The sequence below is a fragment of the Methylobacterium currus genome (genome assembly GCF_003058325.1).
Taxonomy (GTDB): Bacteria; Pseudomonadota; Alphaproteobacteria; order Rhizobiales; family Beijerinckiaceae; genus Methylobacterium; species Methylobacterium currus.
Map to the genome: position 1 here is coordinate 1048560 of NZ_CP028843.1, position 26450 is coordinate 1075009.

Sequence of the window (26450 nt, forward strand, 5' to 3'; positions counted from 1 at the left end):
CCCGACGCAGTGCCACCCGGCGCCCATCCGGCTTGTCGCCGCTGCCCAGCCCCCTAAGACACCCCCATCCCACGACCGCCGGGCACGCCGCCCGGTGCCAGATGAGGGCTCAACCCATGGAATATCGGCAGTTCGGACGGTCCGGCCTCAAGGTTCCGGTCCTGAGCCTCGGCACCGGCACCTTCGGGGGCAGCAACGAATTCTTCCAGCGCTGGGGGCAGACCGACGTCGCCGAGGCGAGCCGGATGGTCGACCTGTGTCTCGAGGCCGGTGTCAACTTCTTCGACACCGCCGACATCTACTCGCAGGGCGCCTCCGAGGAGATCCTGGGCCAGGCGCTCAAGGGCAAGCGCAACCGGGCGCTGATCTCCACCAAGGCGACCTTCCCGATGGGCGAGGGGCCGAACGAGATAGGGCCGAACGACATGGGCTCGTCGCGCTACCATCTGGTGCGCGCCTGCGAGGCGAGCCTGCGGCGGCTCGGCACCGACCATATCGACGTCTACTTCATGCACGGCTTCGATGCGCTCACGCCCGTCGACGAGACCCTGCGGGCCCTCGACGACCTCGTACGGGCGGGCAAGATCGGCTATATCGGCGCCTCGAACTTCTCCGGCTGGCAGCTGATGAAGGCGCTCTCGACCTCCGAGCGCTACGGGCTCGCGCGCTACGTCGCCTATCAGGGCTACTACTCGCTGGTCGGCCGGCACTACGAGTGGGAGCTGATGCCGCTGGGCCTCGACCAGGGCGTCGCCCTGATGGTGTGGAGCCCGCTCGGCTGGGGCCGGCTCACCGGCAAGATCCGCCGCGGCGCCAATACCAGCGGCCGCATCGCGTCGGGCGGCGCCGAGGGCGGCCCGCCGGTCGCCGACGAGGCCCTGTTCCGCGTCGTCGACGTCCTCGACGAGCTCGCCGCCGAGACCGGGCGCAGCGTGGCGCAGGTGGCGCTCAACTGGCTGCTCAGCCGCCCGACGGTCGCCAACATCGTGGTCGGCGCCCGCAACGAGGAGCAGCTGAAGCAGAATCTCGGCGCCGTCGGCTGGACCCTCGACCCCGCCCAGATCGCCCGCCTCGACGCGGCGAGCCAGGAAACGCCGATCTATCCCTACTGGCACCAGAAGGGCTTCGACGAGCGCAACCCGAAGCCGACCACCTGGTAGCCCGGCCACCGTCGGATCCGGCCATCCGACGGTGCGGCGCCCGTTTCGTGCATCGCGCGGGCGGACAAGCTGCGTTATGAAATGAGGTTCGTAGCCCCCCGGTCCGGTCGAGCCGGGGGGTGGACCGCCCCGGTCCGGCGGTCGACGCGAGCCTCGAGGTCCAAGATGGCGCATGAAGGCGTCCACGATCCCGTCCTCGTCTCCCTGTCGATCGCGATCGCCATGCTGGCCTCCTTCGTGGCGCTGGACCTGGCGGGGCGGATGAAGGCCGCGACCGGCTGGGCCCGGCGGGCCTGGCTGATGACGGCGGCCCTGGTGCTCGGCGGCGGCGTCTGGTCGATGCACTTCGTGGCGATGCTGGCCTTCCGCCTGCCGGATCTCGAGATCACCTACGATCTCGGCCTCACGCTGCTCTCCCTCGCGCTTCCGGTCGCCGTGACCGCCTTCGGCCTCGCCATCGCCCAGCGGCCGAGCGCGGGACCGGGGACCATCGTGGTGGCGGGCCTCGTGACCGGGCTCGGCATCGCCTCGATGCACTATACCGGCATGGCGGCAATCCGCCTGGCCGCCATCCTCCACTACGATCCGGCCTGGGCGGCCGCCTCGGTGCTGATCGCGGTCGGCGCCGCCACGGTGGCGATCCGGCTGGCGCTCGGCGAGAGCGGGCTCCCGCTGCGGATCGCGGCCTCCGGGGCGATGGGGCTCGCCATCGCGGGCATGCACTACGCGGCGATGCAGGGCCTGCACGTCTCGCATCAGGCGGGGGCGGACCATGCCGGGGCGGGGGCGGCGGGCGTCAACCAGATTCGCCTCGCCGTCGGCGTCACGGCGGTGACCTTCGTGGTCCTCACCCTCGCGCTGCTCGCCGCCGCGATCGACCGCCGCGTCTCGCAGCGGGCCGCCCGCGAGGCCGCGGCGTTGCGCGCCAGCGAGGAGCGCTACCGCCTGCTCCTCCAGAGCGTGACCGACTACGCGATCTTCATGCTCGACCGCGACGGGGTGGTGGCGAACTGGAATGCCGGCGCCCGCCGGATCAAGGGCTACGAGGCCGAGGAGATCGTGGGTCAGCACTTCTCGCGCTTCTACACCGAGGAGGACCGGGACGCGGGCGTGCCGGCCCGTGCGCTCGCCACCGCGGCGGAACGCGGCAAGGTCGAGGCCGAGGGCTGGCGGGTGCGCCGGGACGGCACCCGGTTCTGGGCGAGCGTCGTGATCGACGCGATCATCGGCGAGGAGGGCCGGCTCGTCGGCTTCGCCAAGGTCACCCGCGACGTCACCGAGCGCAAGCGGGCCCAGGCGGCCCTGGAGCAGGCGCAGGCCGCGCTGGCCCAGGCCCAGAAGATGGAGGCGGTGGGCCAGCTCACCGGCGGCGTCGCCCACGACTTCAACAACCTGCTGATGGCGGTACTGGGCAGCCTGGAATTGCTCCGCAAGCGCCTGCCCGACGATCCCCGCCTGCTGCGCCTGCTCGACAACGCCGTGCAGGGCGCCGAGCGCGGCGCGGCCCTGACCCAGCGGATGCTGGCCTTCGCCCGGCGCCAGGAGCTCACGCCCGAGGCGGTCGACCTCGCGCGCCTGGTGCGCAACATGTCAGACCTGCTGCAGCGCTCGATCGGCCCGGCCGTGCGGATCGAGACGCGCTTTCCCCTCGGCCTGCCGCCGGCCCTGGTCGATGCCCACCAGCTCGAGCTCGCGCTCCTCAACCTCGTGGTCAATGCCCGCGACGCGATGCCGGAGGGCGGCACCGTCACGATCGCGGCCCGGCTGGGCCAGGAGAAGCCTGGACACGAGGACCAGGCCGGGGAGGGCGCCCCCCTGCTCTGCCTGGCGGTCGCCGATACCGGCACCGGCATGGACGAGGCGACCCTGGCCCGGGCACAGGAGCCGTTCTTCACCACCAAGGGCGTCGGCCGGGGCACCGGCCTCGGCCTCTCGATGGTGCACGGCCTGGCGGCGCAGTCGCGGGGCCGCCTGGTGCTGCGCAGCCGGCCGGGTGCCGGGACCACGGCCGAGATCTGGCTGCCGGTGGCGGCGCCGGCAGCCGCTTGCGGCGAGCCAGAGGCCGCGGCGCCCCGCACTGCTCCGCTCCGCCTCGTCGCCTCCCAGGTCGTCCTCGTCGTCGACGACGATCCGCTGGTGCTCGAGAACAGCGCCGCGATGCTGGAGGATCTCGGCCACCGGGTGATCGAGGCCCGCTCCGGCCAGGAGGCGCTGGAGCTGATGCGCCGCGCCCGCACCCTCGACCTCGTGCTGACCGACCACGCGATGCCGGAGATGACCGGCCTCCAGCTCGCCGCCCGCATCGCGGCCGAGCGGCCCGGCCTCAAGGTGATCCTCGCCACCGGCTACGCCGACTTCGCCCCGGATGAAGCGGCCCACCTGCCGCGTCTGGCCAAGCCCTACGACCAGGCGACGCTCGCCCGGATGATCGACGCGGTGATGCGGGGGGCGGAGGAGGCCGGCGGGGACGGGACCGTGGTGCCGTTCCCGAAGAGCGCGTGAGCGGCAGCCGGTCTTTCACTTCACGACTCCGCTGCCCGCCAGGTCATTCCGGGGCCGCGGAGCGGAGCCCGGGATGACCCTGCGAGGCGGACACGATGCGTCCATTCAGGAAGCGCTGACCGTCGAAGCGGGCTCCCGTCTCCAGCTCACGCCGCCGGCATCTTCCTCGCCTTCGCCTCGCGCAGCAGCGCCAGCCCCTCGGGCCCGAGATCGAGCGCGAGGCGCAGCACCTCGTCGGCATAGGCCTGCGGCGTGGTGCCGGCCTGCTTGGCCGCGCGGGCGAGGCGCAGACCGAGGGCGCCCTCCACCGGGATCGAGGTGCCGCGGGGCGCCGGTTCCGGGGGCGGAGACGGCGAGGCCGCGGGGGCCGGGGAGGCGGCAGGCGCGATGACGGGGGTTCTGGCCGGCGCGATGTCGGCCCGCGGCGGCAGGCCGAGGGCGTGGCGCCGCCCCTGCGCGGCCAGGCGGTCGGCGCGCTCGTTGCCGGCGTGCCCCGCATGGCCCTTCACCCAGACCCAGCGCACGTCGCGCCGCGCCGCCAGCTCGTCGAGGCGCTGCATCAACTCGACGTTCTTCACCGGGCCGGTGGTGGTGCGCCAGCCCTTGAGCTTCCAGCCGCGGATCCACTCGGTGATCGACTTGATCACGTACTGGCTGTCGCAGCGCATCTCGATCGCCGCGCCCTCGGGGAAATGCTCCAGCGCCCGGATCGCCGCGGTCAATTCCATGCGGTTGTTGGTGCTCTGCGGATCACCCCCGCACAGCTCGACGGTGCCCTCCGGTGCCTCGATCACCACGCCCCAGCCGCCCGGGCCGGGATTGGGATCGCAGCCGCCGTCGGCGTACACGATGGTTCGCATGGCTGCCTTTGCCTGAACGTCACAAACGGAAGGCGGCCGCGCCCCTCGGGAGGGCTTCCGCCCCCGGGAGGGCTGCCGGCCGCGTGGGCAGTGTCGGCCCGGAATGGTGAACAAATACCCAGGCGCGCTCCTCCGCAACCCGGGCGGGCGCTGGCACGGCGCTTGCGGCTGATCCAGGATGCGCGATGACGAGGCGCCGACGCGACGCAGAGGCGCCGCAGTCGGTCCGCCCGCGCTGCCCTGGGATCACCGAAGACGAGACGCGCCCCATGCCAGTCGATCCCGCCGACGCCGTCGAGGAGATGCTGCCGCCGGCCCGCCTCGTGCCGCTGGCGTTGCAGCACGTGCTGGTGATGTATGCGGGTGCCGTCGCGGTGCCGCTGATCATCGGCCGGGCGCTCGGCTTACGCCCCGAGGAGGTGGCGTTCCTGATCAGCGCCGACCTGTTCGCCTGCGGCCTCGCGACCCTGATCCAGTCGGCGGGATTTCCGGGTGTCGGCATCCGCCTGCCGGTGATGATGGGCGTGACCTTCGCGGCGGTCGGCCCGATGCTGTCGATGGCGGCCACGCCCGGGATCGGGCTGCTCGGCATCTACGGCTCGGTGATCGGTGCCGGCCTCTTCGGCCTCCTGGTCGCGCCCTTCGTCAGCCGCCTCCTGCCGCTGTTCCCGCCGGTCGTCACCGGCACCATCATCCTGGTCATCGGCATCTCGCTGATGCGGGTCGGCATCAACTGGGCCGGCGGCGGCCAGCCGACGCTGACGAGGATCATCGACGGCGTGCCCGCCGCTGTGCCGAACCCGAACTACGCGCAGCCCGGCGGCCTCGGCATCGCCTTCCTGGTCCTCCTGACGATCCTGGGCCTGATCCGTTGGGGCCGGGGCTTCCTCGCCAACGTCGCGGTGCTGCTCGGCATCGTCGCCGGCTCGGTGCTCGCGGCCTGCCTCGGCCTGATGCCTCTCGACAAGGTCGCGGCGGCGCCCTGGTTCGCCCCCGTCCTGCCGTTCCATTTCGGCCTGCCCGAGTTCCACCTGGTGCCGATCGCCACGATGTGCGTGGTGATGATCGTCGTGATGATCGAATCGACCGGGATGTTCCTGGCGCTCGGCGAGATCACCGGCCGGCCGGTATCGCAGACGGATCTCGCCCGCGGCCTGCGGGCCGACGGTCTCGGCACGCTCTTGGGCGGCCTCTTCAACACCTTCCCGTACACCTCGTTCTCGCAGAATGTCGGCCTCGTCGGGGTGACGGGGGTGCGCTCGCGCTCCGTGACCGTGGCGGGCGGGGTGATCATGCTGGCGCTCGGTCTGCTGCCGAAGATGGCCGCCCTGGTCGAGGCGGTGCCGCAGGTGGTGCTCGGCGGCGCCGGCCTCGTGATGTTCGGCATGGTGGCGGCCACCGGCGCACGCATCCTCACGGCGGTCGATTTCCGGGGCCAGCCGAAGAACCAGTTCGTGGTGGCGGTCGCGGTCGGCTTCGGCATGATCCCGCTGGTGGCCCCGACCTTCTTCCGCAACCTGCCGCACGCGCTGCACCCGCTGCTCGAATCGGGCATCCTGCTCGCCTCGATCGCCGCGGTCGTGCTCAACGCCTTCTTCAACGGGCTGGGCAGCACCGAGCAGGCGGGACGGGACGCCTCCGCGGCGGCCGCGGCCGCCGAACACGTCTGAATCACGGGATCGCACGAGGAGCCGATGACCCTGCTGCACAAGACCTACGGCAAGGGCCGGGTGCGGGTGATGCGCGTCCACCGCGACGGCGACCGGCACGAGGTGCGCGAGCTGACCGTCAAGGCGATGCTGACCGGCGCCTTCGACCGCACCTTCACCCACGCCGACAACAGCGCCACCGTCTCGACCGACACGATCAAGAACGTGGTCTACATCGTCGCCCGCGAATGCCCGGCCCTGCCGGCGGAGGCGTTCTGCCGGGCGGTGGCGCAACGCCTGCTCGACAGCTACCCGCAGATGGAGACCGCCACCGTCACCGGCCACGAGACCCGCTGGAACCGCCTCGCGGTGGACGGCGCGGCGCACCCCCACACCTTCACGCTCGACGGCAACGGCCAGCCCTTCGCCCGGGTGGCATTGTCCCGCAGCGGCGCGGTGGTGGAATCCGGCCTGTCGGGCTTCACCTTCCTGAAGAGCACGGAATCGGGCTGGGCCGACTACGTCAAGGATCCCTACACCACGATCCCCGAGACCCACGACCGCATCGCCGCCACCAGCATGGAGGCGACCTGGGCGTGGTCCGCCGAGCCCGCCGATTACGAGGCCGCCAATACCCGCATCCTCGATGCGCTGCTGCGGGTGTTTTCCGGCAGCTACAGCCACAGCCTTCAGGACAGCCTCTACCGCATGGGCATGGCGGCACTGGAGGCGGTGCCGGAGATCGCGACGATCACGCTCGCCTGCCCGAACAAGCATTACCTGCTGGCGAATCTGAGCCCGTTCGGCCTCGACAACCCGAACCAGGTGTTCATCGCGACGGACGAGCCGCATGGACAGATCGAGTGCACGGTGGGGCGGTGAGGGTGGATTGACAGGTGCGGAGTGCACGCTGCCCGGCATGGAGTGAGGCTGTCCGGCCAGCGATGAGGCGCGGATTTCCCCTTTCCCCGCGGGCGGGGAGACGACTCTGCCGACCTTGTCGCCGGCAGAGCGGACCCGAAGGGCGAGGGTGAGGGGGTGTTGCCGGAGGAGCCTCGTGCATCGAGCCTCCTCGCCCTCGCTTCGGCTGCGCCTTGTTGCTGCGTTCCCTGAACGGGAGCACAGACCTCTCCCGCACCGCTCTCGTTCCGGGTGCCGACCCTGGTGGCCCAGGACGCGGCGCCGAAAGTGTGCCGGACGGAACTCGAACAGGGCGAACGGACCTCAATGCCGCGTCGGGTTCGCCCCCACCGTCTCGGCCGAGAGCCAATCCACCACCTCGGCCAGCGCCTCCCGGGGCGGCAGGCCGCGGCCTTGCGCCTCGGTGAACAGGGCGAGCTGGCGGTCGGCGCTGGTGCCGCGGGCGACGATCCAGCGGGCGAGGTCGAGCTCGGCCTCGCATCCGAGCGCCCGCGCATCCTCGGCGACCAGCGCCAGGGTGTCGGCGAGCACCGTCGCCACCGGATGCGCCGCCCGCGTCGTCTCGCAGACGAAGCTGCCATGGATGCCGTAGCGCTGCGCCCGCCAGCAATTCTCCGCCGCGATCGCCTGCGAGGCGCCGGTGAGGTCGCGGTGACGCTCCGGCTCGCGGGCGAGGCGGCGCACCAGGCAGCGATAGAGCGCCGCGATGGCCAGCGCATCGTCGAGGCGGGTGCAGCTGTCGGCGACGCGCAGGTCGAGGCCGGGGCCGGTGGGCGAGGGGCAGATCACCCACCAGACGTGGCGCGGATCGTCGATCGCTCCCGCCCCCATCACCGTGTCGAGGTAGCGGGCGTAATCCGCCTCGTCGCGGAAGAGCGGCGGCAGGAAGCTGCGGGGCAGTTCCCGCGCGGCGGCGAGGCGGTAGCCGAGGAGCCCGGTGCGCTGCGCCTGCCAGAACGGCGAGGAGGTCGAGAGCGCCAGGAGCAGGGCGAGGTAGGGCTGCATCCGGTTCATCAGGTCGACCCGCGACACGCCCGGGGGCACCTCGACCCCGACGCGGAGGCCGCAGACCACGTTGCGGCTGCCGACCATCTGGAGGTCGCGCAGCACCCGGCCGCGGGCGGCCTGCTCGCGGGGGCGCACCCGGCTCCACTGGGCGAGGGGATGGGTGCCCGAGGCCATCAGGGCGAGGCCGCGGGCGGCGGCGAGCGCGCCGAGGCCGCTGCGGAGGGCGGCGAGGGCGTGTCGCGCCTCGCCGAGGTCGCTCACCGGCTCGATCGCCCAGACGAGCTGCGGCTCCATCAGTTCGGTGCGCACCTGCGGGTATTCGGCCCGGCAGGCGGCCAGGAAATCGCGGGTGCGGGCCCGGGCGGCGTCGCGCTTGCCCGCATCGTTGATGAACACCTCCTCCTCGAGGCAGACGTCGAATTCCGCTCGCATACGCAACACCTCCGGACACAGCGGGCCGCGACGCGCCGACGGCCGCGAGCCGCGACTCGGCTCACGCCCGCAGGGCGGCTCGGCGATCAGAGCTTGGAATTGCGGCGCGAGCCCGACCGGGCGCCGCCGCGGGACGGGGCGGATCAGGCCCCTCGTCAGGCGCCTCGCCGCCCGTCGCCGAGCACGGCCTGGACCAGGGCGAGCACCGCCACGGCGGCGGTATCGGCGCGCAGGATCCGTGGGCCGAGGGAGAGGCGGACGGTGTTGGGACGATCTCCGATCAGGGTGCGCTCCTCCGGCGTGAACCCCCCCTCCGGTCCGATCACAACGGCGAGCGGAACGGTGCCGTTCCCGGATCCGGTCGCCGCGGCGGCCTGCCGCAACGCCGCGACCGGATCGGCCACCGGCGCATCCTCGTCGCAGAACACCAGCAGGCGCTCCGGCGCGAGCCCGGCCAGGGCGTCGGCGAGCGGCGCGGCGTCGCGGATCTCCGGCAGGCTCAGGATCCCGCATTGCTCGGCGGCCTCGATCGCGTTGGCGCGCAGCTTGTCGAGCTTGATCCGGTCGCCCTGCGTGCGCCGCGTCACCACCGGGTGGATCAGGCTCGCGCCCATCTCCACCGCCTTCTGGGCGACGTAGTCGAGGCGGGCCGCCTTGAGCGGGGCGAACAGGTAGTGCAGGTCGCCCGCCGGCGTCTGGGGCCGGGTCTGGCCCCGCAGCACCAGGTCCGCCGCCTTGCGGCCGGTGGGCGCGATCTCGGCGCGCCACTCGCCGTCGCGGCCGTTGAACACCAGCACCGGCTCGCCCGCGTCGCGGCGCAGCACCGAGAGCAGGTAATTGGCCTGGGCCCGGTCGAGGGTATGCCGCGCGCCCTCGTGCAGGGGGATGTCGAGGAAGAGCCGGGGAGCGTTGAAATCGTAGGCCGCCATGGCGGTCCTGCTCGCCGAGATGGGGGCGGGATGTCAATCGTCCGGGCTGTGGCGCCTGTGCCACACGGGGCCGCGACCGTGGCCGGAGGGTTGCCGAAGCCCGCCTCCCGCATGAAGGCGCCACATTCCTGTGCAGAAAGCGCTACGAGGCCGGGAGCGGCAAGGGATTCTTACGTATGTCGGGACCGCCGCCGAGAGTGCGGCCGGACCGGCGGAAGACCGGACATTTCGGGGCCAGACCATTCGGGGCCGGAGCATTGGGGGATTGGGAGATGACTCGCATGCGTGTGACCGTGGCGGCGCTGGCCGGAAGCCTGCTCGGCGCGACGCTCCTCGGCGGGGCCGCCCAGGCTCAGGGCGCCGATTGCACGACGATCCAGAAGACCTTGACCGAGCGCAAGGACATCGTCGGCAAGGTCAACGCCGCCTCCCAGGGCAAGAAGGCGAAGATCACCGCGGCGGCGGCCTGCACCCTGTTCACCAAGCTCCAGGCCAACGGCACCGAGGGCCTGAAGTGGATCACCGCCAACAAGGACTGGTGCTCGATCCCGGATTCCTTCGTCGAGGGCTTCAAGGCCGATCACGGCCGGGTCTCGACCCTGCGCACCAAGGTCTGCCAGGCGGCGGTGCAGCAGGCGGCGATGGAGAAGAAGGCCCGCGCCATGGCGGCGCAGCAGCAGCAGGGCGGGGGCGGCGGCGGCCTCCTCGGCGGTCCCGGCCTGACCGGCAGCTTCCGGGTGCCACAGGGCGCGCTGTGAGCCGCATGCCGATGGCGGCGTCGGGACGTCGCATTCAGGCCAGACGCGCGCAGGCATGACTTCCGCCCCCGATCGTCCGGTCGCCGACGCAGTCACCGGGCACTGGGTCGACCGGCACGCCCCCGCGGCCGTGCGCCCCTACCTGCGCCTCGCCCGCATCGAGCGGCCGATCGGCTGGTGGCTGCTGCTGCTGCCATGCTGGTGGTCGGCGGCGCTCGCCGCCATCGCGGCGGGCCAGCCGGGCCCGAGCCTGTGGCATCTCACGCTGTTCCTGATCGGCGCCGTGGCGATGCGGGGAGCGGGCTCGACCTATAACGACATCGCCGACCGCGACCTCGACGCCCGCGTCGAGCGCACCCGCCTGCGGCCGCTGCCTTCCGGGCGGGTCCGCGTGCGCCATGCCCTGATCTTCTTGATTGTGCAGGCCCTGGTCGGCCTCGCGGTGCTGCTGCAATTCAACAAGACGGCGATCCTCGTCGGCCTCGCCTCGCTCGCGCCCGTCGCCATCTACCCGTTCATGAAGCGGGTGATACCGGTGCCGCAGCTGGTGCTCGGCCTCGCCTTCGCGTGGGGCGCGCTCATGGGCTGGGTCGCCCTGTTCGGCCGCCTCGACGCCCCGGCCTACTGGCTCTATGCCGGCGCCATCGCGTGGGTGATCGGCTACGACACGATCTACGCGGTGCAGGACATCGAGGACGACGAGATCGCCGGCATCAAGTCCTCGGCCCGCTTCTTCGGCGCCTGGGTGCGGCTCGCGGTGGCGGCCTGTTTCCTGGCTTGCGTCCTGTTCATCGGTCTCGCCCTGTCCGGGGCCGGGGCCGGCCCGATCGGGCTCGCCGGTCTCGCGCTGTTCGCCGGCCACCTCGCCTGGCAGGTCGGGCGGCTCGATCCGCGCGACGGCGCGGAGGCGTTGCGGCTGTTTCGCGCCAACCGCGATGCGGGGCTGATCCTGTTCATCGGCCTCACCCTCGACGCGCTCTGGCAAGGTTTGATGTAACCATCGCTCATGCGCGGCCTCAGACGCGCTCGCCCTCGGTCATCAGCGCCTCGTCGCGGTAGACCAGGGGGCGCAGCGGCAGGCGGCCGGTCTTGCGGCGGGTGAGGAAGCGCGGCCGGCGGTGGTTCAGAAGGCCGTGCCGGCGGCGGATGCGCACCGCGCCGAGCTTCACCCGGCCGATCTGCTGGCCCATCGGGGAGACCGCGCCGTCCTCCTGGATCACCACCAGGGGCAGGCCCGATTCGGCGCCGAGCCGGCGCCACACCGCCACCACCTCGTCGTCGCCGTAGAGGCCGACCCGCATGAGCGGGTCGCCGCTTCGGTCGAGGAGCATCACGGCGAAGCGGTCCTCGCCGGCGGCGTCGCTGGCGTCGCCGTCGAGGCAGAGCGCGAGGCTACCGGCGGCGCTGCCGCCGGGCAGGCGGCCGACGATCGGCAGCGCCGACGGCTCGGCCTGGACCGGGCCGCGATGGATGACGGGGAGCCCGACATCGCGACGGGCGGCCTGACGGTTGGAAGAGGGGAATCGGGTGATCATGGTTCTGCTCGACGCCCTGTCCGCGAGAGGCGGCGACCTCTGTCGTGTCGTCCGCTGTTGTCAGGACTTTGGACCGCCCCCGGCTCAGAACGCCTTAAAAGGCAGCGTTAAGCGATGGTTGTGACGGCGCATCTGCGCCGAATGCTCAACGGATCCTTGTCCCGACGCGATTCATTTATCGTTCACCGCCAGTACACGGCATCACAGCGGGGCGAAAGGCTTCGCTAAGACAATGCGGCATCGCCGGCGCCGCGGTATCGGCGCGGCGTCCTTGTGGCGCCGGGTGGGGGGCCCTACAACGGATGGCAATCCCGCTCCGTGCTCGACCCGTGCCCGCCGCGGGTTCGCCGGGCGCTCTCCTCGAACCTTCGGCGGCCGACCATGCCTCTCTCCGACGACGTGCGCGCCACCCTGCCTCAGGTCCGGGCAATCATCCGCGAGGCCGCTCTCCTGGCGCTGCCGTATTTCCGCCAGGGCGAGCGCACCAGCGCCCGGGTCTGGAGCAAGGCCGGCGGCTCGCCGGTGACGGAAGCCGACGTGACGGTGGACGCCTTCCTGAAGGTGCGCCTGAGCGAGCTGATCCCCGGCGCCGCTTGGCTCTCGGAGGAGACCCGCGACGATCCCATCCGCCTCGCCCACGACCTCGTCTGGATCGTCGATCCGATCGACGGCACCCGCGCCTTCCTGTCGGGCGATCCCGACTGGTCGATCGCCGTGGCGCTCCTGGCCCGTGGCGAGCCGGTGCTCGGCCACGTCGCCGCGCCGGTCACCGCGACCCTCTACGAGGCCGTGGCCGGGGAGGGGGCGACGAAGGACGGGGTGCCGATCCGGGTTTCCGCCCAGGCGAGCCTGGCGAGCGCCCGGGTCACCGGCCCGAAGCCGATGGCCGACCGGCTCGAGCGCCAGAGCGGCCTGTCCGGCACGCCCGGCGCCCTGGTGCGGCTGCCCCGAATCCCGTCGCTGGCCCTGCGCCTCGTGCGGGTGGCGGAAGGGCTGGTCGATGTCGGGCTGGTCTCCTCGGATGCCCGCGACTGGGATCTCGCCGGCGCCGACCTGATCCTGCGCGAGGCGGGCGGGGCGGTGCTCGGCCTCGACGGCAGCGTTCCGGTCTACAACCGGCGCGAGCCGATCCATGGCGAGCTGGTGGCGCTGCCGCAGGCCCTGCGGGAGGCGGTGCTGGCGGGACTGGCCTGAACAAGGCTGCGGCCGGGTGCAGTCGGGGAGGGCGACGAGCGCATCGTCCGGCCCCTCCGCGGCGAGCGCGAACCAGAGCAGGGCGACACCGAAGAACGCCGCGAGGTTGTCCGCGTTCGACGGCAGATGGGGGATGATCGACACCAGGAACGCGGCGGCCGGCCCGTCGACCCATACGGCATCGGATTACGGCGTGGCGCGGTCGAGTGCGGACAGGCTGTCGACCAAGTGGATGAGGGTGTCCTCGATCCCCGTCAGATAGTCGCCGTTCTCCTTCCGGCAGATGGCGCGCAAGAGCACCATGCAGGCAAAGGCGCGACGTCGAGGCCCCTGCACCCGATCGGGACCGTCCGCGGGCCTGCTCCAGAACCTCGCTCGGCACCCAGGCGCCGAGGTCGAGTTCCCGGTCATGCACCAAGTGGCGCAGGGCGGCGAGATGCTCATCGGCCTGCCAGCCGTAATCGGCGCGCGCGATGATGCAGAGATCCTCGTCGCGCAGCATCACGGCCAGCAGGGCAGGGAGGGTGTCACGATCCGGCGGCAGCGGGTGTGGCGGGGGTGGCCGGCATGCCGGGGACGATCGTGAGCCTGAACCCATTCACCCGGTCAGGCCGTCACCCCACCGAGCCCTCGATGCCTTCGTGGCCGCTCGCCGCGGTCAAGCGGATCACAGCCAATCCTACCGCGCTTCCCGCTTCTCCAGCTGCGTCTTCACCTGCTTCAGCTGGTCGAACACGGCGCTCGGCGTCGTCCCGAAGAAGGCAAAGCCGGCATTGACCGACCAGTAGCAGGCGAACAGGATCACCGGCACCAGGATCCAGCCCAAAATCTCCTCGCCGATCTTGCGGCGGCGGCGGCGCTGGCGCCGCTTCTCGCGCCCCGTCAGCTTCGGGGAGGGCGGGGTCACCGTCGCGGCCGGGGCCAGCGGCCCCTCGTTCAGATCACCGCTCATGGAGATCGTCTCACGCTTCCTGGGCGCGGGGCCTTGAAAGCCCTCGCGCATCCGTCACGGGGGGCCCGGGGCGCCGCGAGGGCGGGCGGGGCCTCAAATGCGCATCCCGGCGGGGAGGCCCCCGCCGGGATGCGCGCGTCTTAAGAGCCTCATACACGGGAGGCGGCCGGGGATCGAGGGGGTGCCCTCGATCCCTGGCTCGCGTCAGGCCCGGACCAGCGGCACCTTCGGCACCGTGCGGACCCCGCCCTCGCCGCCGCCCGAGCCGCCGTCCTTCGGCTTCTTCGGCGCGGCGCGGGGGCGCTTCTGCTTCTTCGCCGCCTTCTTGGCCGCGATGGTCACGTCCTTCTCGGGACGCGGCGTCACCGGGCCGGCCGGGAAGACGAAGCCGAGGCTCGGCTTCTCGCCGTCGGGCCGCTTGACGATCACCCGGACGGCGCCGCCGTCCTTGAGCTTGCCGAACAGCACCTCGTCGGCGAGCGGGGTCTTGATGGTCGACTGGATCAGGCGGGCCATCGGGCGGGCGCCCATGGCCTCGTCGTAGCCGTTCTCGACCAGCCAGTCCCGCGCCTCGTCGGAGAGCTCGATCGTGACGTTGCGGTCGGCGAGCTGCGCCTCGAGCTGAAGCACGAACTTGTCGACGACCTTGGCCACCACCTCCTTCGGCAGGTGGCCGAAGGACACGGTCGCGTCGAGGCGGTTGCGGAATTCCGGGGCGAACAGGCGGTTGATCGCCTCCTGGTCGTCGCCGGTGCGCTTGTTCTGCGTGAAGCCGAACGCCGCCTTGGCGAGGTCGGCCGCGCCCGCATTCGTCGTCATGATGATGATGACGTTGCGGAAATCGACCTGCTTGCCGTTATGGTCGGTCAGCTTGCCGTGGTCCATCACCTGCAGCAGGATGTTGAACAGGTCCGGGTGGGCCTTCTCGATCTCGTCGAGCAGCAGCACGCAATGCGGGTGCTGGTCGATGCCGTCGGTGAGGAGGCCGCCCTGGTCGAAGCCGACATAGCCCGGAGGGGCACCGATCAGCCGCGAGACGGTGTGCCGCTCCATGTATTCCGACATGTCGAAGCGCAGCATCTCGACGCCGAGGCTGGAGGCGAGCTGCTTGGCCGCTTCCGTCTTGCCGACGCCGGTCGGGCCGGCGAACAGGTAGGCGCCGATCGGCTTGTCGGGATCGCGCAGGCCGGCCCGGGCGAGCTTGATCGAGGCGGTCAGCGCGTCGATGGCGGCGTCCTGGCCGTAGACCACCCGCTTCAGGTTGTCGGTGAGGTGGGCGAGCACCTCCGCGTCGTCCTTCGAGACGGTCTTCGGGGGGATGCGGGCCATCGTGGCGATGGTCGCCTCGATCTCCTTCACGCCGATCGTCCGCTTGCGCCGCCCCTCCGGCACCAGCATCTGCGAGGCGCCGGTCTCGTCGATCACGTCGATCGCCTTGTCCGGCAGCTTGCGGTCGTTGATGTAGCGGGCCGACAGCTCGACCGCGGCCTTCACGGCCTCGGTCGTGTACTTGAGCTTGTGGAACTCCTCGAAGGACGGGCGCAGGCCTTTGAGGATCTCGATCGCGTCCGGGATCGACGGCTCGTTGACGTCGATCTTCTGGAAGCGGCGGACCAGGGCTCGGTCCTTCTCGAAGTACTGGCGGTACTCCTTGTAGGTGGTCGAGCCGATGCAGCGTAAGGAGCCGGAGGCCAGAGCCGGCTTCAGGAGGTTCGAGGCATCCATCGCGCCGCCCGAGGTCGCACCGGCGCCGATCACCGTGTGGATCTCGTCGATGAACATGATGGCGTTGGGATGCGCCTCGATCTCCTTCATCACCTGCTTGAGGCGCTCCTCGAAGTCGCCCCGGTAGCGGGTGCCGGCGAGCAGCGTGCCCATGTCGAGGGAGAACACGGTCGCGTCGGCCAGGACCTCCGGCACCTCGTGCTGGATGATCTTGCGCGCCAGGCCCTCGGCGATCGCGGTCTTGCCGACGCCGGGGTCGCCCACCAGCAGCGGGTTGTTCTTCTGCCGGCGGCAGAGCACCTGGATCGTGCGCTGGACCTCGTTCTCGCGGCCGATCAGCGGATCGATCTTGCCCTCGCGGGCCTTCTTGTTGAGGTTGACGCAGTAGGCGTCGAGGGCGTCGCCCTTCTTCTTCTGGCCGCCGCGCTCGTCCTCGGACGCGCTCGGGCGCTCGGCCGGGCCGTCCTCGTCGGCGCCGCGCACCGGCTTGCCCTCGGACAGGCCGGGGCGCTTGGCGATGCCGTGGCTGATGTAGTTGACCGCGTCGTAGCGGGTCATGTCCTGCTCTTGCAGGAAGTAGGCGGCGTGGCTCTCGCGCTCGGCGAAGATCGCCACCAGCACGTTGGCGCCGGTGACCTCCTCGCGGCCCGAGGACTGCACGTGGATCACCGCGCGCTGGATCACGCGCTGGAAGCCCGCGGTGGGCTTCGCGTCCTGCCGGCCGTCGCCCGTGAGGTTGGCGAGTTCCGTGTCGATGTACTCGACGAGATTGCGCTTCAGCAGGTCGACATCGACGTTGCAGGCCCGCATGACCGCAGCCGCGTCCTGGTCGTCGACCAGGGCCAGCAGGAGATGCTCGAGCGTGGCGTATTCGTGCCGGCGCTCGCCGGCGAGCGCCAGGGCGCGGTGAAGAGCTTGTTCAAGGCTGCGTGAGAAGCTGGGCAAAGCGGGCCTCTTTGCTGGTGCCTATTTCTTTTCCATGACGCATTGCAGAGGATGTTGATGTTTCCGCGCAAAGTCCATGACCTGCGTCACCTTGGTCTCGGCGACCTCGTAGGTGAATATGCCGCACTCGCCGACGCCGTTCTGGTGGACGTGCAGCATGATGCGGGTCGCGTCCTCGCGCGACTTGTTGAAGAAGCGCTCGACCACGTGGACGACGAATTCCATCGGGGTGTAGTCGTCGTTGAGGAGCAGCACGCGATAGAGATTGGGCCGCTTGGTGCGCGGCTTCGTCCGCGTGATCACGGCCGTTCCCGATCGCCCGTCGCCGTTCCCGGGTGCGCGGGGATTGGCCGCGACCGGCCTGGTGGAGGGTTCTCCCTGCCTCGGGACCTGAGCCATCTGAATCGTACCGACCTCGCTCTGGCGACCGCGCCGAACCGCACCGGCCTCCCTCTGCCGGGGGGCTTGGGCGGTGATGCGGGACGGCAGCCTATCACGTCGGCTGCCGGTGCCGAGCCTAATCTATAGGCCGAGCCGTCGCTTCGCCAGTCGGCTGCGCGCTCTTGTCGTGCAAGCCTCTCGCGGGGCCCTGAAAACGCGTGCGACCGGCACGGGATCCCGTGCCGGTCGCGGTCTCGATGGTGGAGCGGCGGCCCCGACGCGGAACCCCCAAAAGGGGACCCGGCGAGGCCGTCCGCCCTCGCGCGGCGCGTGGCTTACGCGGCGTCCTGGATCTTGTGGGACTCGTCCTCGACCTTCTTCAGGCCGTCCTTGGCCGTGGCGAAGGCGCGGTCCTGGGCCTTGAACGCCTGCTCCTGCGCCTTGGCGACGAAGCCCTCGAACGGCTTCGCCATCTCCTTGGCGAGGTTCTGGTAGAGCTCGGTCATCTTGGTGGTCTGGGCCACGAGACGCTCGTACGAGGTCTTCATGTACTCGGTCTGGATCTCGAGCGCCTTGTCGAGCGAGCGCACGCCGGCGAGCTTCTCGAGGGTGGCGGTGCCGTGCTCGAAGGACTGCTTGGCGAAGTCCGTCGCCTCGACGGTGATCGCCTGGCTGGCCTTCGACAGGGTGCCGAAGCTGCGCAGCATCGCGTCCATGCTGTCCTTGCCGAACTTCTGGGCCGCCTCGGCCTGCTGGCTGATGTTCTGCTGGTTCATGGTGTGGCGGCGCCTCAGGGGGGCGCCCCTCCTCGCGCGGCGTTCAGGGCTTCGGCAGGGCACCCGCGCGTCGCGCCCCGCTGGCCTGCAATATGTGCACCGCACAAAATCCGTCAAGGGTTATTGTGCGTCGCACAATGAGCAAATTCGAGCATCGGAATTTGCGCCCGATTAACCGGGGCGTAACCGCGCCTCCCTAGCCTGATTGACAGTGATGCCGCTGCGCCACGCCGTCTTCGCGGGGCGCCATCGGTTCGAGGGCGCCGCCTCCGTCGCAGGCGCCCCCTTCAGTCGAACGGGGTATGTGCGTGATGCGTTGCGTTCACGGCCAATCTGGACCCGCGCTGCCGGCCGTGCTCGCCGCCGCGGCGGTGCTGACGGCGCTCACCGCCTCGCCCGCCGAGGCGCGCCGGCGCGCCCATCACGGCGGCGGCGGAGGCTACAATCCGCCCTACGCCGCGATGGTCGTCGACGCCAAGACCGGCCGCGTGATGCATGCGGTCAACGAGGACGCCCTGCGCCACCCGGCCTCGATCACCAAGGTGATGACGCTCTACCTGCTGTTCGAGCAGCTCGAGCGCGGCAAGATGGACCTCGACACCCCGCTGACGGTCTCGGCCAACGCCGCCCGGATGCCGCCTTCCAAGCTCGGCGTGCGGCCGGGCTCGACCGTGACGGTGGAGGAGGCGATCAAGGCGCTGGTGACGAAGTCGGCCAACGACATCGCCTGCGCCATCGGCGAGAACATCGCTGGCTCGGAAGCCGCCTTCGCCGAGATGATGACCCGCAAGGCGCACGCCCTCGGGATGACGCGCACCCACTACGCCAATGCCTCGGGCCTGCCCGATTCCGACCAGATCACCACCGCCCGCGACCTGACGATCCTGGCCCGCGCCATCCAGGACCGCTTCCCGAAATATTACCGCTACTTCCAGACCCGCTCCTTCGCCTTCAAGGGCCGGGTGATCGGCAACCACAACCACCTGCTCGGCCGGGTCGAGGGCGTCGACGGCATCAAGACCGGCTACACGCGCGATTCGGGCTTCAACCTGATGACCTCGGCCCGCACCGGCGACCGCCACATCGTGGCGGTGGTGCTCGGCGGCAAGTCGGTGGCGAGCCGCGACAACATCATGGCCAAGCTCGTCCAGTCCAACCTGCCGGTGGCCTATGCGGGCGCCCGCACCGCGGCCCCGGTGGTCGAGGTGGCCGAGCGGCCGCGCCCCGCCGTGGTGGCCGAACGCCCGGTCGCGACCCGCACCCTCGTGGCCTCCGCCGACGACGACGAGGCGATCGAGACCACGAACTCCACCGGCCAGCCCCTCGACATCGCGCCCCGCGGCGGCGCCACGCCGCAATCCGCGCCGAAGTGGCGGGCGGGTGCGGCCGGCGCCGTGCCGGCGAGCGCCCAGGCCTACGCCCCCGCCGCCACGGCGGCCTTCCCGGCCGCCAACGGCAAATACGCCTCGCGCCTTCCGGCCTCCGAGCCCGGCGAGGCCCGGGCGCCGGCCCCGCGCGAGGCCGCGGCTCCGGCGGCCAAGCCCGTCACCGTGACGCCCTGGGTGATCCAGCTCGGCGCCATGGACGACGAAGGCAAGGCGAAGTCGATGCTCGCCGAGGCGCGCCAGCGCAGCGGCGGGTCGCTGGCGAAGGCCGCGCCCTTCACCGAGCGGGTGACCCATGGCGGCACCACGCTCTACCGTGCCCGCTTCTCCGGCTTCTCCGAGGCGGAGGCCGCGCAGGACGCCTGCCGCGCCCTCAAGCGCAACGGCTTCACCTGCTTCGCGACCCGGAGCTAGCATGAGGTTCCCCTGCCCGGGAGGGTAGGGCTGTCCGCTACAAGGAAGAGGCGCGGGTCCCCCCTCTCCCACACGCGAGAGGGGATCCCGCGCCCGATTCGTCAACACTGAGAACAATATCCCCCGCCGCGGCGCGTCCCTGCCGCGGCTTCGTCGACACGCGCGTGGAGTATCAGCGATGTCGGTTGAGCAGAAAGTCCTTGGCCGCGTTGACGCGGGCCGCCAGGTAGTCGGACCCACCCTGGTCCGGGTGAAGCCGCTTCATCAGGGTCCGGTGCGCCCGGCGCACCTCCTCGAGGGGCGCCCCGCGCTGAAGCCCCAGGATCTGATAGGCCTCCTCCTCCGTCATCGGCCCTGGCTGCGCCGCGCCGCCCGTCCGCGGGTCGCGATCAGCCTGAGCGTCTATGCGCCATCCGGCAAACCGGCGGTCCAGATAAGCCTCTAGCAGGCGGGCACCGTCCGGGTCGCCGGCGCGGCACTCGGCGAGCAACGCGACGAGGCGCGGCAGGCCCAGGCCGTCGAGGGCCTGGCCCGCCAGCGGCCCCGTCAGCACCGTGCCGCGCATCGCGCCGCTCGCGTGGTCGAGCTCCATCTCGAGCATGGCGGAGCGCACGCGCGAGACGGCGTCCGCGCGGGGGGCGGCGGTCCCGAGGCCGAACCGGCCGAGTCCCTGCTTGCCGAGGCCGAAGGGCAGGGGAGCGCCCTGACGCCACCCGAGCAGCCAGGCGCCGCCGAGGCCGAGCGCGCCGGCCATGTCGAAGCGCCCGCGCAGGAACAGGAAGGCCGCCGCCGCCAGGGCCAGCCAGCCGCCGGCCTGGCGGATCACCCGCGCGATCGTCGCGGGGTTGGCCGTCGCGTAGTGGCGGCCGAGCCACCACAGGCCGACGAGGACCAGGACACCGAGGCCGAGGGCGATCATCCGTTATACGTCACTCTCGATCTCGGGCGTCGGGACGCCGTGTTGACCGGCCGGTCATGCCGGCGAGGAGCCGGCGCGCCGCCGCATCCTCATGCGCGGCGAGGCGCAATCCGTCGAGTCCCCGTGTGGCGTAGATCGCCGCGGCGCGCAGGAGCGCCGCCAGCACGTCGGGCGCCGCGAGGTCGAAGCGCGCCGAGGCGCCGCCGCTGAGCCGGGCGATCTCGGAAAATCCCGCCGCCACCGCGGAATCGGGCCCCTCATGGAAGCAGAAGGCCGGCAGACCGAGGAGGCCGAGTTCGCCCGCGACGCCGCAGAGGTCGTCGATGTCCTCCTCGATCGCGTCACCGACCAGCACCAGGGCTTTGACCGGGCCGCGCCCGGCCTCGTTGCGGGCGTGCCGCAGCACCCGGCCGATCTGGGTCCGGCCGCCCAGGCAGGCCACGCCCCGCATCAGGCCGGTGAGCGCGCGGGCGTCGGCGACGAAGCGCGAGGCCCGGCACTCGTCCAATCCGCGGAAGTAGACGAGCTGCACGGCGAGGCCGCCGAGCCGGGCGGTCGCCTCGAACATGCCGGCCTGGACCCCGCAGGCGAGGTCCCAGGTCGGCTGCCGGCTCATCGTGGCGTCGAGGGCGAAGATCAGCCGCGGCGCGTCGGACGAGGGCGAGGCGACCTGCCGCGCCGTCTCCAGGAAGGCGTCGATGGCGCCGCCCCGCGCCGGGTCGAGGTCGCGGCCCGAACCGCCCATCGCCCGGTCAATGCCGCCGGATGGTGCTGGCGGTGAGCGCGTGGACCGAGAACAGCCCGTCCGGATCGATCCAGACGCTGCGATGCTCCCAGCCCGCAGACCGGGCGAGCGCCCGGAAGCCCGGCACCGTGTACTTGTAGCTGTTCTCGGTGTGGATCGTCTCGCCGGAGCCGAAATGGAACGGCACGCCCGCCACAGTGACGAGCTGGCTGCGCCGGCTGACGAGATGCATCTCGATCCGGCCCAGGTTCTCGTCGAAGAAGGCCTGGTGCGAGAACGCGTCGAGATCGAAATCGGCGCCGAGCTCGCGGTTGATCCGGGTGAGCAGGTTGAGGTTGAAGGCCGCCGTCACCCCCGCAGAATCGTCGTAGGCCGCGTCGAGCACCGCCTTGTCCTTCACGAGGTCGATGCCGACGATCAGCGTGGAGCCGGCACCCAGGGTCCGGGCGAAGCTCCCGAGGAGCGCGGCGGCCATCTCGGGCTCGAAATTGCCGATCGTCGAGCCCGGGAAGAAGCCGGCCTTCGGCGCGTCCTTCAAGTCTTCGGGCAGGGCGAACGGCTTGGTGAAGTCCGCCGCCACCGGCTCGACGCGCAGGCGCGGGAAGTCGCGGCCGAGCTCCTCCGCCTCGCTGCGCAGGAACTCCTCCGAGACGTCGACCGGCACGTAGGCCGCGAGGTCGGAGAGGTAGGGCAGCAGGCGCCGCACCTTGGCGGTGGAGCCGCTGCCGAACTCGACCAGAGCCGCACCCGGCGGCAGGCCGGCCCCGATCTCGGGGCCATAGCGGTCGAGGATCGCGAGCTCGGTGCGGGTGGGATAATATTCGGGCAAGCGGGTGATCGCCTCGAACAGCTCCGAGCCGCGCCGGTCGTAGAAGTACTTGGCGGAGAGGTGCTTGCGGGGCGAGCGTAAGCCCGCGAGCACGTCCTGCAGGAAGCCACGGTCTGTGCTCTCGAGGGAAACGGCGGGCGCGAGGTGGGGAAGGGGGGCGTTCACGGGCAAGAATCTCCGAGATCGGGCGGGCGCCCCTGACGGGCGCCCGTGTCGAGGCACGTCCGGCCGCGCCTCACGCGCCGTAGTGAGATAGACGCAGGCCCGTGAACTGCCAGCGCTGGTGGGGATAGAAGAAGTTCCGGTAGGTCGGCCGGCTGTGGCCTTGCGGCGTCGCCACCGAGGCGCCGCGCAGCACGAACTGGCTGACCATGAACTTGCCGTTGTACTCGCCGAGCGCGCCGGGCAGCGGCCGGTAGCCCGGATAGGCGGAATAGGCGCTGCGGGTCCATTGCCAGACATGGCCGAAGGCGGCGTCGAGGGAGCCGCTGGCGGCCTCCCACTCGGCCTCCGTCGGCAGGTCGCGCCCGGCCCAGCGGGCGAAGGCGTCGGCCTCGTAGTAGCTGACATGGGTCACCGGAAGGGCCGGATCGACGGGCCGCAATCCGGCGAGCGTCATGCTCGACCACACGCCGTCCTGCCGCCGCCAGTAGCCCGGTGCCTCCCAGCCCTGGTCTTGCGCCGCCACGAACCCGTCGGACAGCCACAGCTCGGGCTTGGCGTAGCCGCCATCCTGCATGAATTCGAGCCATTCGCCGTTGGTGACGAGGGCGCGCTCCAGGCTCACCGGCCGCAGCAGCACGTCGTGGCGCGGCTCCTCGTTGTCGAAGTGGAAGCCGCCGCCGTCATGGCCCATCTGCGTCACGCCGCCCTCGAGGGCGACCTGTCCGGACCGCTGCGACAGGGCGGGCCAGCGCCAGCCCTCGTCATAGGCCGGCAGGAGCGGGTTCTGCGCGAAGGCGTGCAGGATGTCGGTGAGCATCAGCTCCTGGTGCTGCTGCTCGTGGTGCAGGCCGATCTCGACGATGGCGACGATCTCCGGGATCTGCGCCTCGGAGGCACTCCCGATCAGGTCGGCGACGGCGGCGTCGACATGGGCGCGATAGGCCGCGACCTCGTCGCAGGTCGGCCGCGTGACGAGGCCGCGGCTGATCCGCGGCGCGCGCGGACCCGCCTGCACGTAGTAGGAGTTGAACAGGTAGAAGAAGCGCTCGTCGAACACCGTGTAGCCCGGCACCATGGCCTTCAGCAGGAACTGCTCGAAGAACCAGGTCGTGTGGGCGCGGTGCCACTTGGTCGGGCTCGCATCCGGCATCGACTGGATCTGCTGGTCCTCCGGCGAGAGCGGCGCGGCGCGGCGCTCGGTCTCGTCGCGGACGTGGCGGAAGGCCGCGGTCCAGGCCCCCCGGTCGACCGGGCGGGCGCCGACGGGGGGCGGGGGGAATGCGGGGCGCGTGTCGAGAACCTGCGCGGTCGCGGTCGCTGCCATCGGACTTTCCCTTATGCGTAGACTGATTGTCCACGCTTAACGCGGGTCTGGGGAACTCGTTTCTCCGGCGCGGCGTTACCGCGCAGCTTGCACGGCGCTTGTGAGTGGCGGGAGGAGCGGAGCCTTTTTGCCGCCGCAGTGACCAAGCCTTAACGAGCCCGCCGGACTCTCGCCGGCAACCTCTCATCCCACTCGGTCAAAACCTCCCATGCGGTTCGATCTGATGGCCGGCACTGCCGCGGCGCTCCCGGCGCCGATCACCCGTGCCCCCGTGGTCCTCGTGTTCGATTCCGGCCTCGGCGGCCTCACGGTGCTCGCCGAGGTGCGGCGCGCCCGGCCCGACGCCCGGGTGGTCTACGCCGCCGACGACGCCGCCTTCCCGTATGGCGGCCTCGCCGAGCCGGTCCTGGTGGCGCGGGTGCTCACTGTCATGGAGCGGCTGATCGCGCTGCATGCCCCCGACCTCGTGGTGGTGGCCTGCAACACCGCCTCGACCCTGGTGCTGCCGGCCCTGCGGCAGCGCTTCGACATCCCGTTCGTCGGCACGGTGCCGCCGATCAAGCCGGCGGCGGCTGCGACCCGCTCGGGCCTCGTCAGCGTGCTCGCCACGCCCGGCACCGTGCGGCGCGACTACACCCGCGAGCTGATCGCCACCTACGCGGCCGGCTGCCGGGTCACCCTCGTCGGGGCGACGGGCCTCGCGTCGCTCACCGAGGCGGCGCTCTCCGGGCTGCCGGTCCCCGACGCCGACCTGTGGGCCGAGATCGGGCCGTGCTTCGTCGAGGGCGAGGCGGGGCGCACCGACGTGGTGGTGCTGGCCTGCACCCATTATCCCCTGCTGCTCGCCCGCTACCAGGCCCTCGCCCCCTGGCCGGTGACCTGGATCGACCCCGCCCCGGCGATCGCCCGGCGCATGACCCAGCTGATCGGCGGACCCGCGCGTGGATTCGGCGACGACGTCCCCGGGCCGGTGCTCGCCGCCTTCACCTCCGGCGACCGGCTGACGCCTTCCTTACGCGCGGCGCTCAGTGACCGCGGCATCGCCGAGATCGCGTGCGAGGCGATGCCGCTCGTTCTCCAGTGAGGCACGAGCCTTGACCCTGCTGCGGGCCGCACTGATCGCGGCCGGCCTGCTGTTCATTCTCTACGGCGCCGTGATCGCGGCGTTCTGGTGGTTCCAGCGCGGCCTGCTCTATCCGGGGCAGGGCGGTGCGGTGCCGGTGACCGGCGCCCGTTTGCCGCCGGAGGTCGAGACGATTTCGGTGGCGACGCCGGACGGCGAGCGCCTGCGCGCCCTCTGGCTGCCGCCGGCCGAAGGGGCCGGGGTGGTGGTGACGTTCCACGGCAACGCCTCGCTGCCCGAATGGCACGCCGAGCGCTTCGCCGCCGGGCCCTGGCGGGCGCGGGGCTGGGGCGTGATGGCCCCGGCCTATCGCGGCTATCCGGGCTCCACCGGCCGCCCGAGCGAGGCCGGCCTGATCGCCGACGGGCTCGCGGCCCTGGCGGAAGCGCGGCGCCGGGCGCCGGGAGTCCCGGTGCTGCTGCACGGCCACTCCCTCGGCGCGGCGGTCGCCGTCGCGGCGGCGGCCCGCGCGGGCGGGACCGGTCTTCTCGGACTCTACCTGGAAGCACCGTTCGACTCGATGACCGCGATGGCACGCCACCATTTCCGGTTCCTGCCGGCGGGTCTGCTCTCCGACACCTGGCGTTCCGACCGGATCGTCGGCGCCGTCTCCGTCCCGATCCTGATCGTGCACGGCGACGCCGATCCGGTGATCCCGCCGAAATACGGTGCGCGGCTGGCACGAACGGCCCATGCCGAGGTCCCTTCCGACTTCGTCGAGGTGCCGGGCGACCACGTCTCGATCCTGGGGGTCAGGGACGCCGAGGCCGAGAGACGGTTCCGGCCGGTGCCTTGACGCCTGGCCGTGACCTCTTGGCCCTGACCTCTTGGCCCTGACCTCTTGGCCGTGACCTCTTGGCCCTGACCCTCGCGCCCTAACCCTTGACCCCACACGCTTTGTCGCCTAAGAGCGCCCGGTTCGCGGGGCTCCGGTTCGGGGCCCCGAAACATTTTGCGCACCCGCGAGCGGCTCGTCACGGCCGCTCTGTCGCCCCGGATTCGGGGGGAGGAGGGCGCGTTCCTCTCATACGTGATGCGATAAGTTCTAGAGGACACGCGATGTCGAAACGCGTTCAGGCGAAGCACAAGCTCGATCGCCGCATGGGCCAGAACATCTGGGGCCGCCCGAAGAGCCCCGTGAACCGCCGCGAGTACGGCCCGGGCCAGCACGGCCAGCGCCGCAAGGGCAAGATGTCCGACTTCGGCACGCAGCTGCGCGCCAAGCAGAAGCTCAAGGGCTACTACGGCAACATCACCGAGAAGCAGTTCCGCCGTTACTACGCCGAGGCGATCCGCCTGCGCGGTGACTCGGGCGAGAACCTGGTCGGCCTGCTCGAGCGCCGCCTCGACGCGGTGGTCTACCGCTCGAAGTTCGTGGCGACCCCCTTCGCCGCCCGCCAGTTCGTGAACCACGGCCACATCCGGGTGAACGGCGTTCGCGTCAACATCCCGAGCTACCTCGTGAAGCCGGACGACGTGATCGAGATCAAGGAATCGTCCAAGCAGCTCGAGATCGTCGTCGTGGCGAGCCAGCTCGCCGAGCGCGACGTGCCCGACTACATCGAGGTCGACCACGGCAAGATGACCGCGCGCATGACCCGCGTGCCGACCCTGTCCGAGGTCCCGTACCCGGTGCAGATGGAGCCGAACCTGGTCATCGAGTTCTACTCGCGCTGATCGCGCGACGCAGGACCAGAGAGTATCGGAGAGCCGCCCGGGAGGGCGGCTTTTCTTTTTGGGCTATGAGCAAGCGTCGGCGGAAGCCTCGCGCCATCATTGCATCGGTCTGTCACAACAAATGGCGTTCCCCTCTTCCGTG

The 26450-nt window shown here is 71.3% G+C and carries 22 protein-coding genes and 1 pseudogene; 11 read left to right on the forward strand and 12 right to left on the reverse strand.

Annotation, left to right across the window (positions count from 1 at the left end; genetic code table 11):
- Positions 1-116 precede the first annotated feature (116 nt).
- Together DA075_RS04780 and DA075_RS04785 are read left to right on the forward strand one after the other, a co-directional pair.
- A complete protein-coding gene (locus DA075_RS04780) occupies positions 117-1160 on the forward strand; it encodes an aldo/keto reductase (RefSeq protein WP_099952245.1) in 1044 nt (347 codons plus the stop codon).
- Positions 1161-1325: 165 nt separating this feature from the next.
- Positions 1326-3662 carry an MHYT domain-containing protein gene (locus tag DA075_RS04785; RefSeq protein WP_099952246.1) on the forward strand — a complete coding sequence of 779 codons (2337 nt, stop codon included), beginning with the start codon at positions 1326-1328 and terminating at the stop codon, positions 3660-3662.
- A 146-nt stretch (positions 3663-3808) separates the two neighbouring features.
- Here the strand turns inward: DA075_RS04785 and rnhA are convergent, their stop codons facing one another.
- The gene (gene rnhA, locus DA075_RS04790) at positions 3809-4522 is read right to left on the reverse strand and encodes a ribonuclease HI (RefSeq protein WP_099952247.1); all 714 of its coding nucleotides are present in this window, start codon (positions 4520-4522) and stop codon (positions 3809-3811) included.
- 269 nt (positions 4523-4791) lie between these two features.
- Between rnhA and DA075_RS04795 the strand changes: the two genes are divergently transcribed.
- Together DA075_RS04795 and pucL are read left to right on the forward strand one after the other, a co-directional pair.
- Positions 4792-6192, forward strand: a complete 1401-nt coding sequence (locus DA075_RS04795) for a nucleobase:cation symporter-2 family protein (protein ID WP_099952248.1) — start codon at positions 4792-4794, stop codon at positions 6190-6192.
- Between the two features lie 24 nt (positions 6193-6216).
- Positions 6217-7053: a factor-independent urate hydroxylase gene (gene pucL, locus DA075_RS04800; protein WP_099952249.1), complete on the forward strand. Its 837-nt coding sequence runs from the start codon at positions 6217-6219 to the stop codon at positions 7051-7053.
- A 342-nt stretch (positions 7054-7395) separates the two neighbouring features.
- Here pucL and DA075_RS04805 read toward each other — a convergent pair whose 3' ends face one another.
- Together DA075_RS04805 and DA075_RS04810 are read right to left on the reverse strand one after the other, a co-directional pair.
- Positions 7396-8532, reverse strand: coding sequence for a carboxylate-amine ligase (locus DA075_RS04805; RefSeq protein WP_099952250.1), 1137 nt, complete (start codon positions 8530-8532; stop codon positions 7396-7398).
- Positions 8533-8687: 155 nt separating this feature from the next.
- Entirely contained in the window at positions 8688-9461 is a 774-nt protein-coding gene (locus DA075_RS04810; protein WP_099952251.1) for a 16S rRNA (uracil(1498)-N(3))-methyltransferase, read from the reverse strand.
- Positions 9462-9733: 272 nt separating this feature from the next.
- Between DA075_RS04810 and DA075_RS04815 the strand changes: the two genes are divergently transcribed.
- Positions 9734-10219: a hypothetical protein gene (locus tag DA075_RS04815; protein ID WP_099952252.1), complete on the forward strand. Its 486-nt coding sequence runs from the start codon at positions 9734-9736 to the stop codon at positions 10217-10219.
- A 55-nt stretch (positions 10220-10274) separates the two neighbouring features.
- On the forward strand, positions 10275-11216 hold the full coding sequence (gene ubiA / locus DA075_RS04820; protein WP_099952253.1) for a 4-hydroxybenzoate octaprenyltransferase: 942 nt from the start codon (positions 10275-10277) through the stop codon (positions 11214-11216).
- Between the two features lie 19 nt (positions 11217-11235).
- On the opposite strand, the gene DA075_RS04825 is transcribed toward ubiA, so the two are convergent.
- Positions 11236-11754, reverse strand: a complete 519-nt coding sequence (locus tag DA075_RS04825) for a DUF6101 family protein (protein WP_099952254.1) — start codon at positions 11752-11754, stop codon at positions 11236-11238.
- 381 nt (positions 11755-12135) lie between these two features.
- On the opposite strand from DA075_RS04825, the gene DA075_RS04830 reads away from it, so the two are divergent.
- Positions 12136-12948, forward strand: coding sequence for an inositol monophosphatase family protein (locus tag DA075_RS04830; protein WP_099952255.1), 813 nt, complete (start codon positions 12136-12138; stop codon positions 12946-12948).
- 679 nt (positions 12949-13627) lie between these two features.
- On the opposite strand, the gene DA075_RS04835 is transcribed toward DA075_RS04830, so the two are convergent.
- From DA075_RS04835 to DA075_RS04850, 4 genes and pseudogenes are all read right to left on the reverse strand, one after another.
- On the reverse strand, positions 13628-13900 hold the full coding sequence (locus DA075_RS04835; RefSeq protein ID WP_099952256.1) for a hypothetical protein: 273 nt from the start codon (positions 13898-13900) through the stop codon (positions 13628-13630).
- Positions 13901-14104: 204 nt separating this feature from the next.
- Positions 14105-16570 (reverse strand): ATP-dependent Clp protease ATP-binding subunit ClpA, encoded by a 2466-nt coding sequence (gene clpA, locus DA075_RS04840; protein ID WP_099952257.1) that lies wholly within the window; start codon positions 16568-16570, stop codon positions 14105-14107.
- A 21-nt stretch (positions 16571-16591) separates the two neighbouring features.
- Entirely contained in the window at positions 16592-16969 is a 378-nt protein-coding gene (gene clpS / locus DA075_RS04845; RefSeq protein ID WP_048433572.1) for an ATP-dependent Clp protease adapter ClpS, read from the reverse strand.
- A 416-nt stretch (positions 16970-17385) separates the two neighbouring features.
- A pseudogene (locus DA075_RS04850) lies at positions 17386-17712 on the reverse strand (phasin family protein); the annotation flags it as partial.
- A 326-nt stretch (positions 17713-18038) separates the two neighbouring features.
- Here DA075_RS04850 and DA075_RS04855 point away from each other — a divergent pair.
- A complete protein-coding gene (locus DA075_RS04855) occupies positions 18039-19526 on the forward strand; it encodes a D-alanyl-D-alanine carboxypeptidase (RefSeq protein ID WP_099956407.1) in 1488 nt (495 codons plus the stop codon).
- A gap of 172 nt (positions 19527-19698) precedes the next feature.
- Here the strand turns inward: DA075_RS04855 and DA075_RS04860 are convergent, their stop codons facing one another.
- The 4 genes from DA075_RS04860 to egtB form a co-directional block, all read right to left on the reverse strand.
- Positions 19699-20445, reverse strand: a complete 747-nt coding sequence (locus DA075_RS04860) for a DnaJ domain-containing protein (RefSeq protein ID WP_174800059.1) — start codon at positions 20443-20445, stop codon at positions 19699-19701.
- Between the two features lie 10 nt (positions 20446-20455).
- Complete coding sequence (locus tag DA075_RS04865) at positions 20456-21190, reverse strand: hypothetical protein (RefSeq protein WP_099952259.1); 735 nt, start codon at positions 21188-21190, stop codon at positions 20456-20458.
- 7 nt (positions 21191-21197) lie between these two features.
- Positions 21198-22184, reverse strand: coding sequence for an L-histidine N(alpha)-methyltransferase (egtD, locus tag DA075_RS04870; RefSeq protein ID WP_099952260.1), 987 nt, complete (start codon positions 22182-22184; stop codon positions 21198-21200).
- A 70-nt stretch (positions 22185-22254) separates the two neighbouring features.
- Positions 22255-23508 carry an ergothioneine biosynthesis protein EgtB gene (gene egtB, locus DA075_RS04875; protein WP_099952261.1) on the reverse strand — a complete coding sequence of 418 codons (1254 nt, stop codon included), beginning with the start codon at positions 23506-23508 and terminating at the stop codon, positions 22255-22257.
- Positions 23509-23716: 208 nt separating this feature from the next.
- Between egtB and murI the strand changes: the two genes are divergently transcribed.
- From murI to rpsD, 3 genes are all read left to right on the forward strand, one after another.
- On the forward strand, positions 23717-24592 hold the full coding sequence (gene murI, locus DA075_RS04880) for a glutamate racemase (RefSeq protein WP_099952262.1): 876 nt from the start codon (positions 23717-23719) through the stop codon (positions 24590-24592).
- A 10-nt stretch (positions 24593-24602) separates the two neighbouring features.
- A complete protein-coding gene (locus tag DA075_RS04885; protein ID WP_099952263.1) occupies positions 24603-25427 on the forward strand; it encodes an alpha/beta hydrolase in 825 nt (274 codons plus the stop codon).
- A 263-nt stretch (positions 25428-25690) separates the two neighbouring features.
- Entirely contained in the window at positions 25691-26308 is a 618-nt protein-coding gene (gene rpsD / locus DA075_RS04890; protein WP_048433566.1) for a 30S ribosomal protein S4, read from the forward strand.
- Positions 26309-26450: the final 142 nt, after the last annotated feature.

Excerpts from the sequence above, each read along its gene's own strand:
- DA075_RS04780 (WP_099952245.1), top strand. The coding sequence starts at position 117 with ATGGAATATCGGCAGTTCGGACGGTCCGGCCTCAAGGTTCCGGTCCTG.
- DA075_RS04785 (WP_099952246.1), top strand. The coding sequence starts at position 1,326 with ATGGCGCATGAAGGCGTCCACGATCCCGTCCTCGTCTCCCTGTCGATC.
- rnhA (WP_099952247.1), bottom strand. The coding sequence starts at position 4,522 with ATGCGAACCATCGTGTACGCCGACGGCGGCTGCGATCCCAATCCCGGC.
- DA075_RS04795 (WP_099952248.1), top strand. The coding sequence starts at position 4,792 with ATGCCAGTCGATCCCGCCGACGCCGTCGAGGAGATGCTGCCGCCGGCC.
- pucL (WP_099952249.1), top strand. The coding sequence starts at position 6,217 with ATGACCCTGCTGCACAAGACCTACGGCAAGGGCCGGGTGCGGGTGATG.
- DA075_RS04805 (WP_099952250.1), bottom strand. The coding sequence starts at position 8,532 with ATGCGAGCGGAATTCGACGTCTGCCTCGAGGAGGAGGTGTTCATCAAC.
- DA075_RS04810 (WP_099952251.1), bottom strand. The coding sequence starts at position 9,461 with ATGGCGGCCTACGATTTCAACGCTCCCCGGCTCTTCCTCGACATCCCC.
- DA075_RS04815 (WP_099952252.1), top strand. The coding sequence starts at position 9,734 with ATGACTCGCATGCGTGTGACCGTGGCGGCGCTGGCCGGAAGCCTGCTC.
- ubiA (WP_099952253.1), top strand. The coding sequence starts at position 10,275 with ATGACTTCCGCCCCCGATCGTCCGGTCGCCGACGCAGTCACCGGGCAC.
- DA075_RS04825 (WP_099952254.1), bottom strand. The coding sequence starts at position 11,754 with ATGATCACCCGATTCCCCTCTTCCAACCGTCAGGCCGCCCGTCGCGAT.
- DA075_RS04830 (WP_099952255.1), top strand. The coding sequence starts at position 12,136 with ATGCCTCTCTCCGACGACGTGCGCGCCACCCTGCCTCAGGTCCGGGCA.
- DA075_RS04835 (WP_099952256.1), bottom strand. The coding sequence starts at position 13,900 with ATGAGCGGTGATCTGAACGAGGGGCCGCTGGCCCCGGCCGCGACGGTG.
- clpS (WP_048433572.1), bottom strand. The coding sequence starts at position 16,969 with ATGGCTCAGGTCCCGAGGCAGGGAGAACCCTCCACCAGGCCGGTCGCG.
- DA075_RS04855 (WP_099956407.1), top strand. The coding sequence starts at position 18,039 with ATGCGTTGCGTTCACGGCCAATCTGGACCCGCGCTGCCGGCCGTGCTC.
- DA075_RS04860 (WP_174800059.1), bottom strand. The coding sequence starts at position 20,445 with ATGATCGCCCTCGGCCTCGGTGTCCTGGTCCTCGTCGGCCTGTGGTGG.
- DA075_RS04865 (WP_099952259.1), bottom strand. The coding sequence starts at position 21,190 with ATGGGCGGTTCGGGCCGCGACCTCGACCCGGCGCGGGGCGGCGCCATC.
- egtB (WP_099952261.1), bottom strand. The coding sequence starts at position 23,508 with ATGGCAGCGACCGCGACCGCGCAGGTTCTCGACACGCGCCCCGCATTC.
- murI (WP_099952262.1), top strand. The coding sequence starts at position 23,717 with ATGCGGTTCGATCTGATGGCCGGCACTGCCGCGGCGCTCCCGGCGCCG.
- rpsD (WP_048433566.1), top strand. The coding sequence starts at position 25,691 with ATGTCGAAACGCGTTCAGGCGAAGCACAAGCTCGATCGCCGCATGGGC.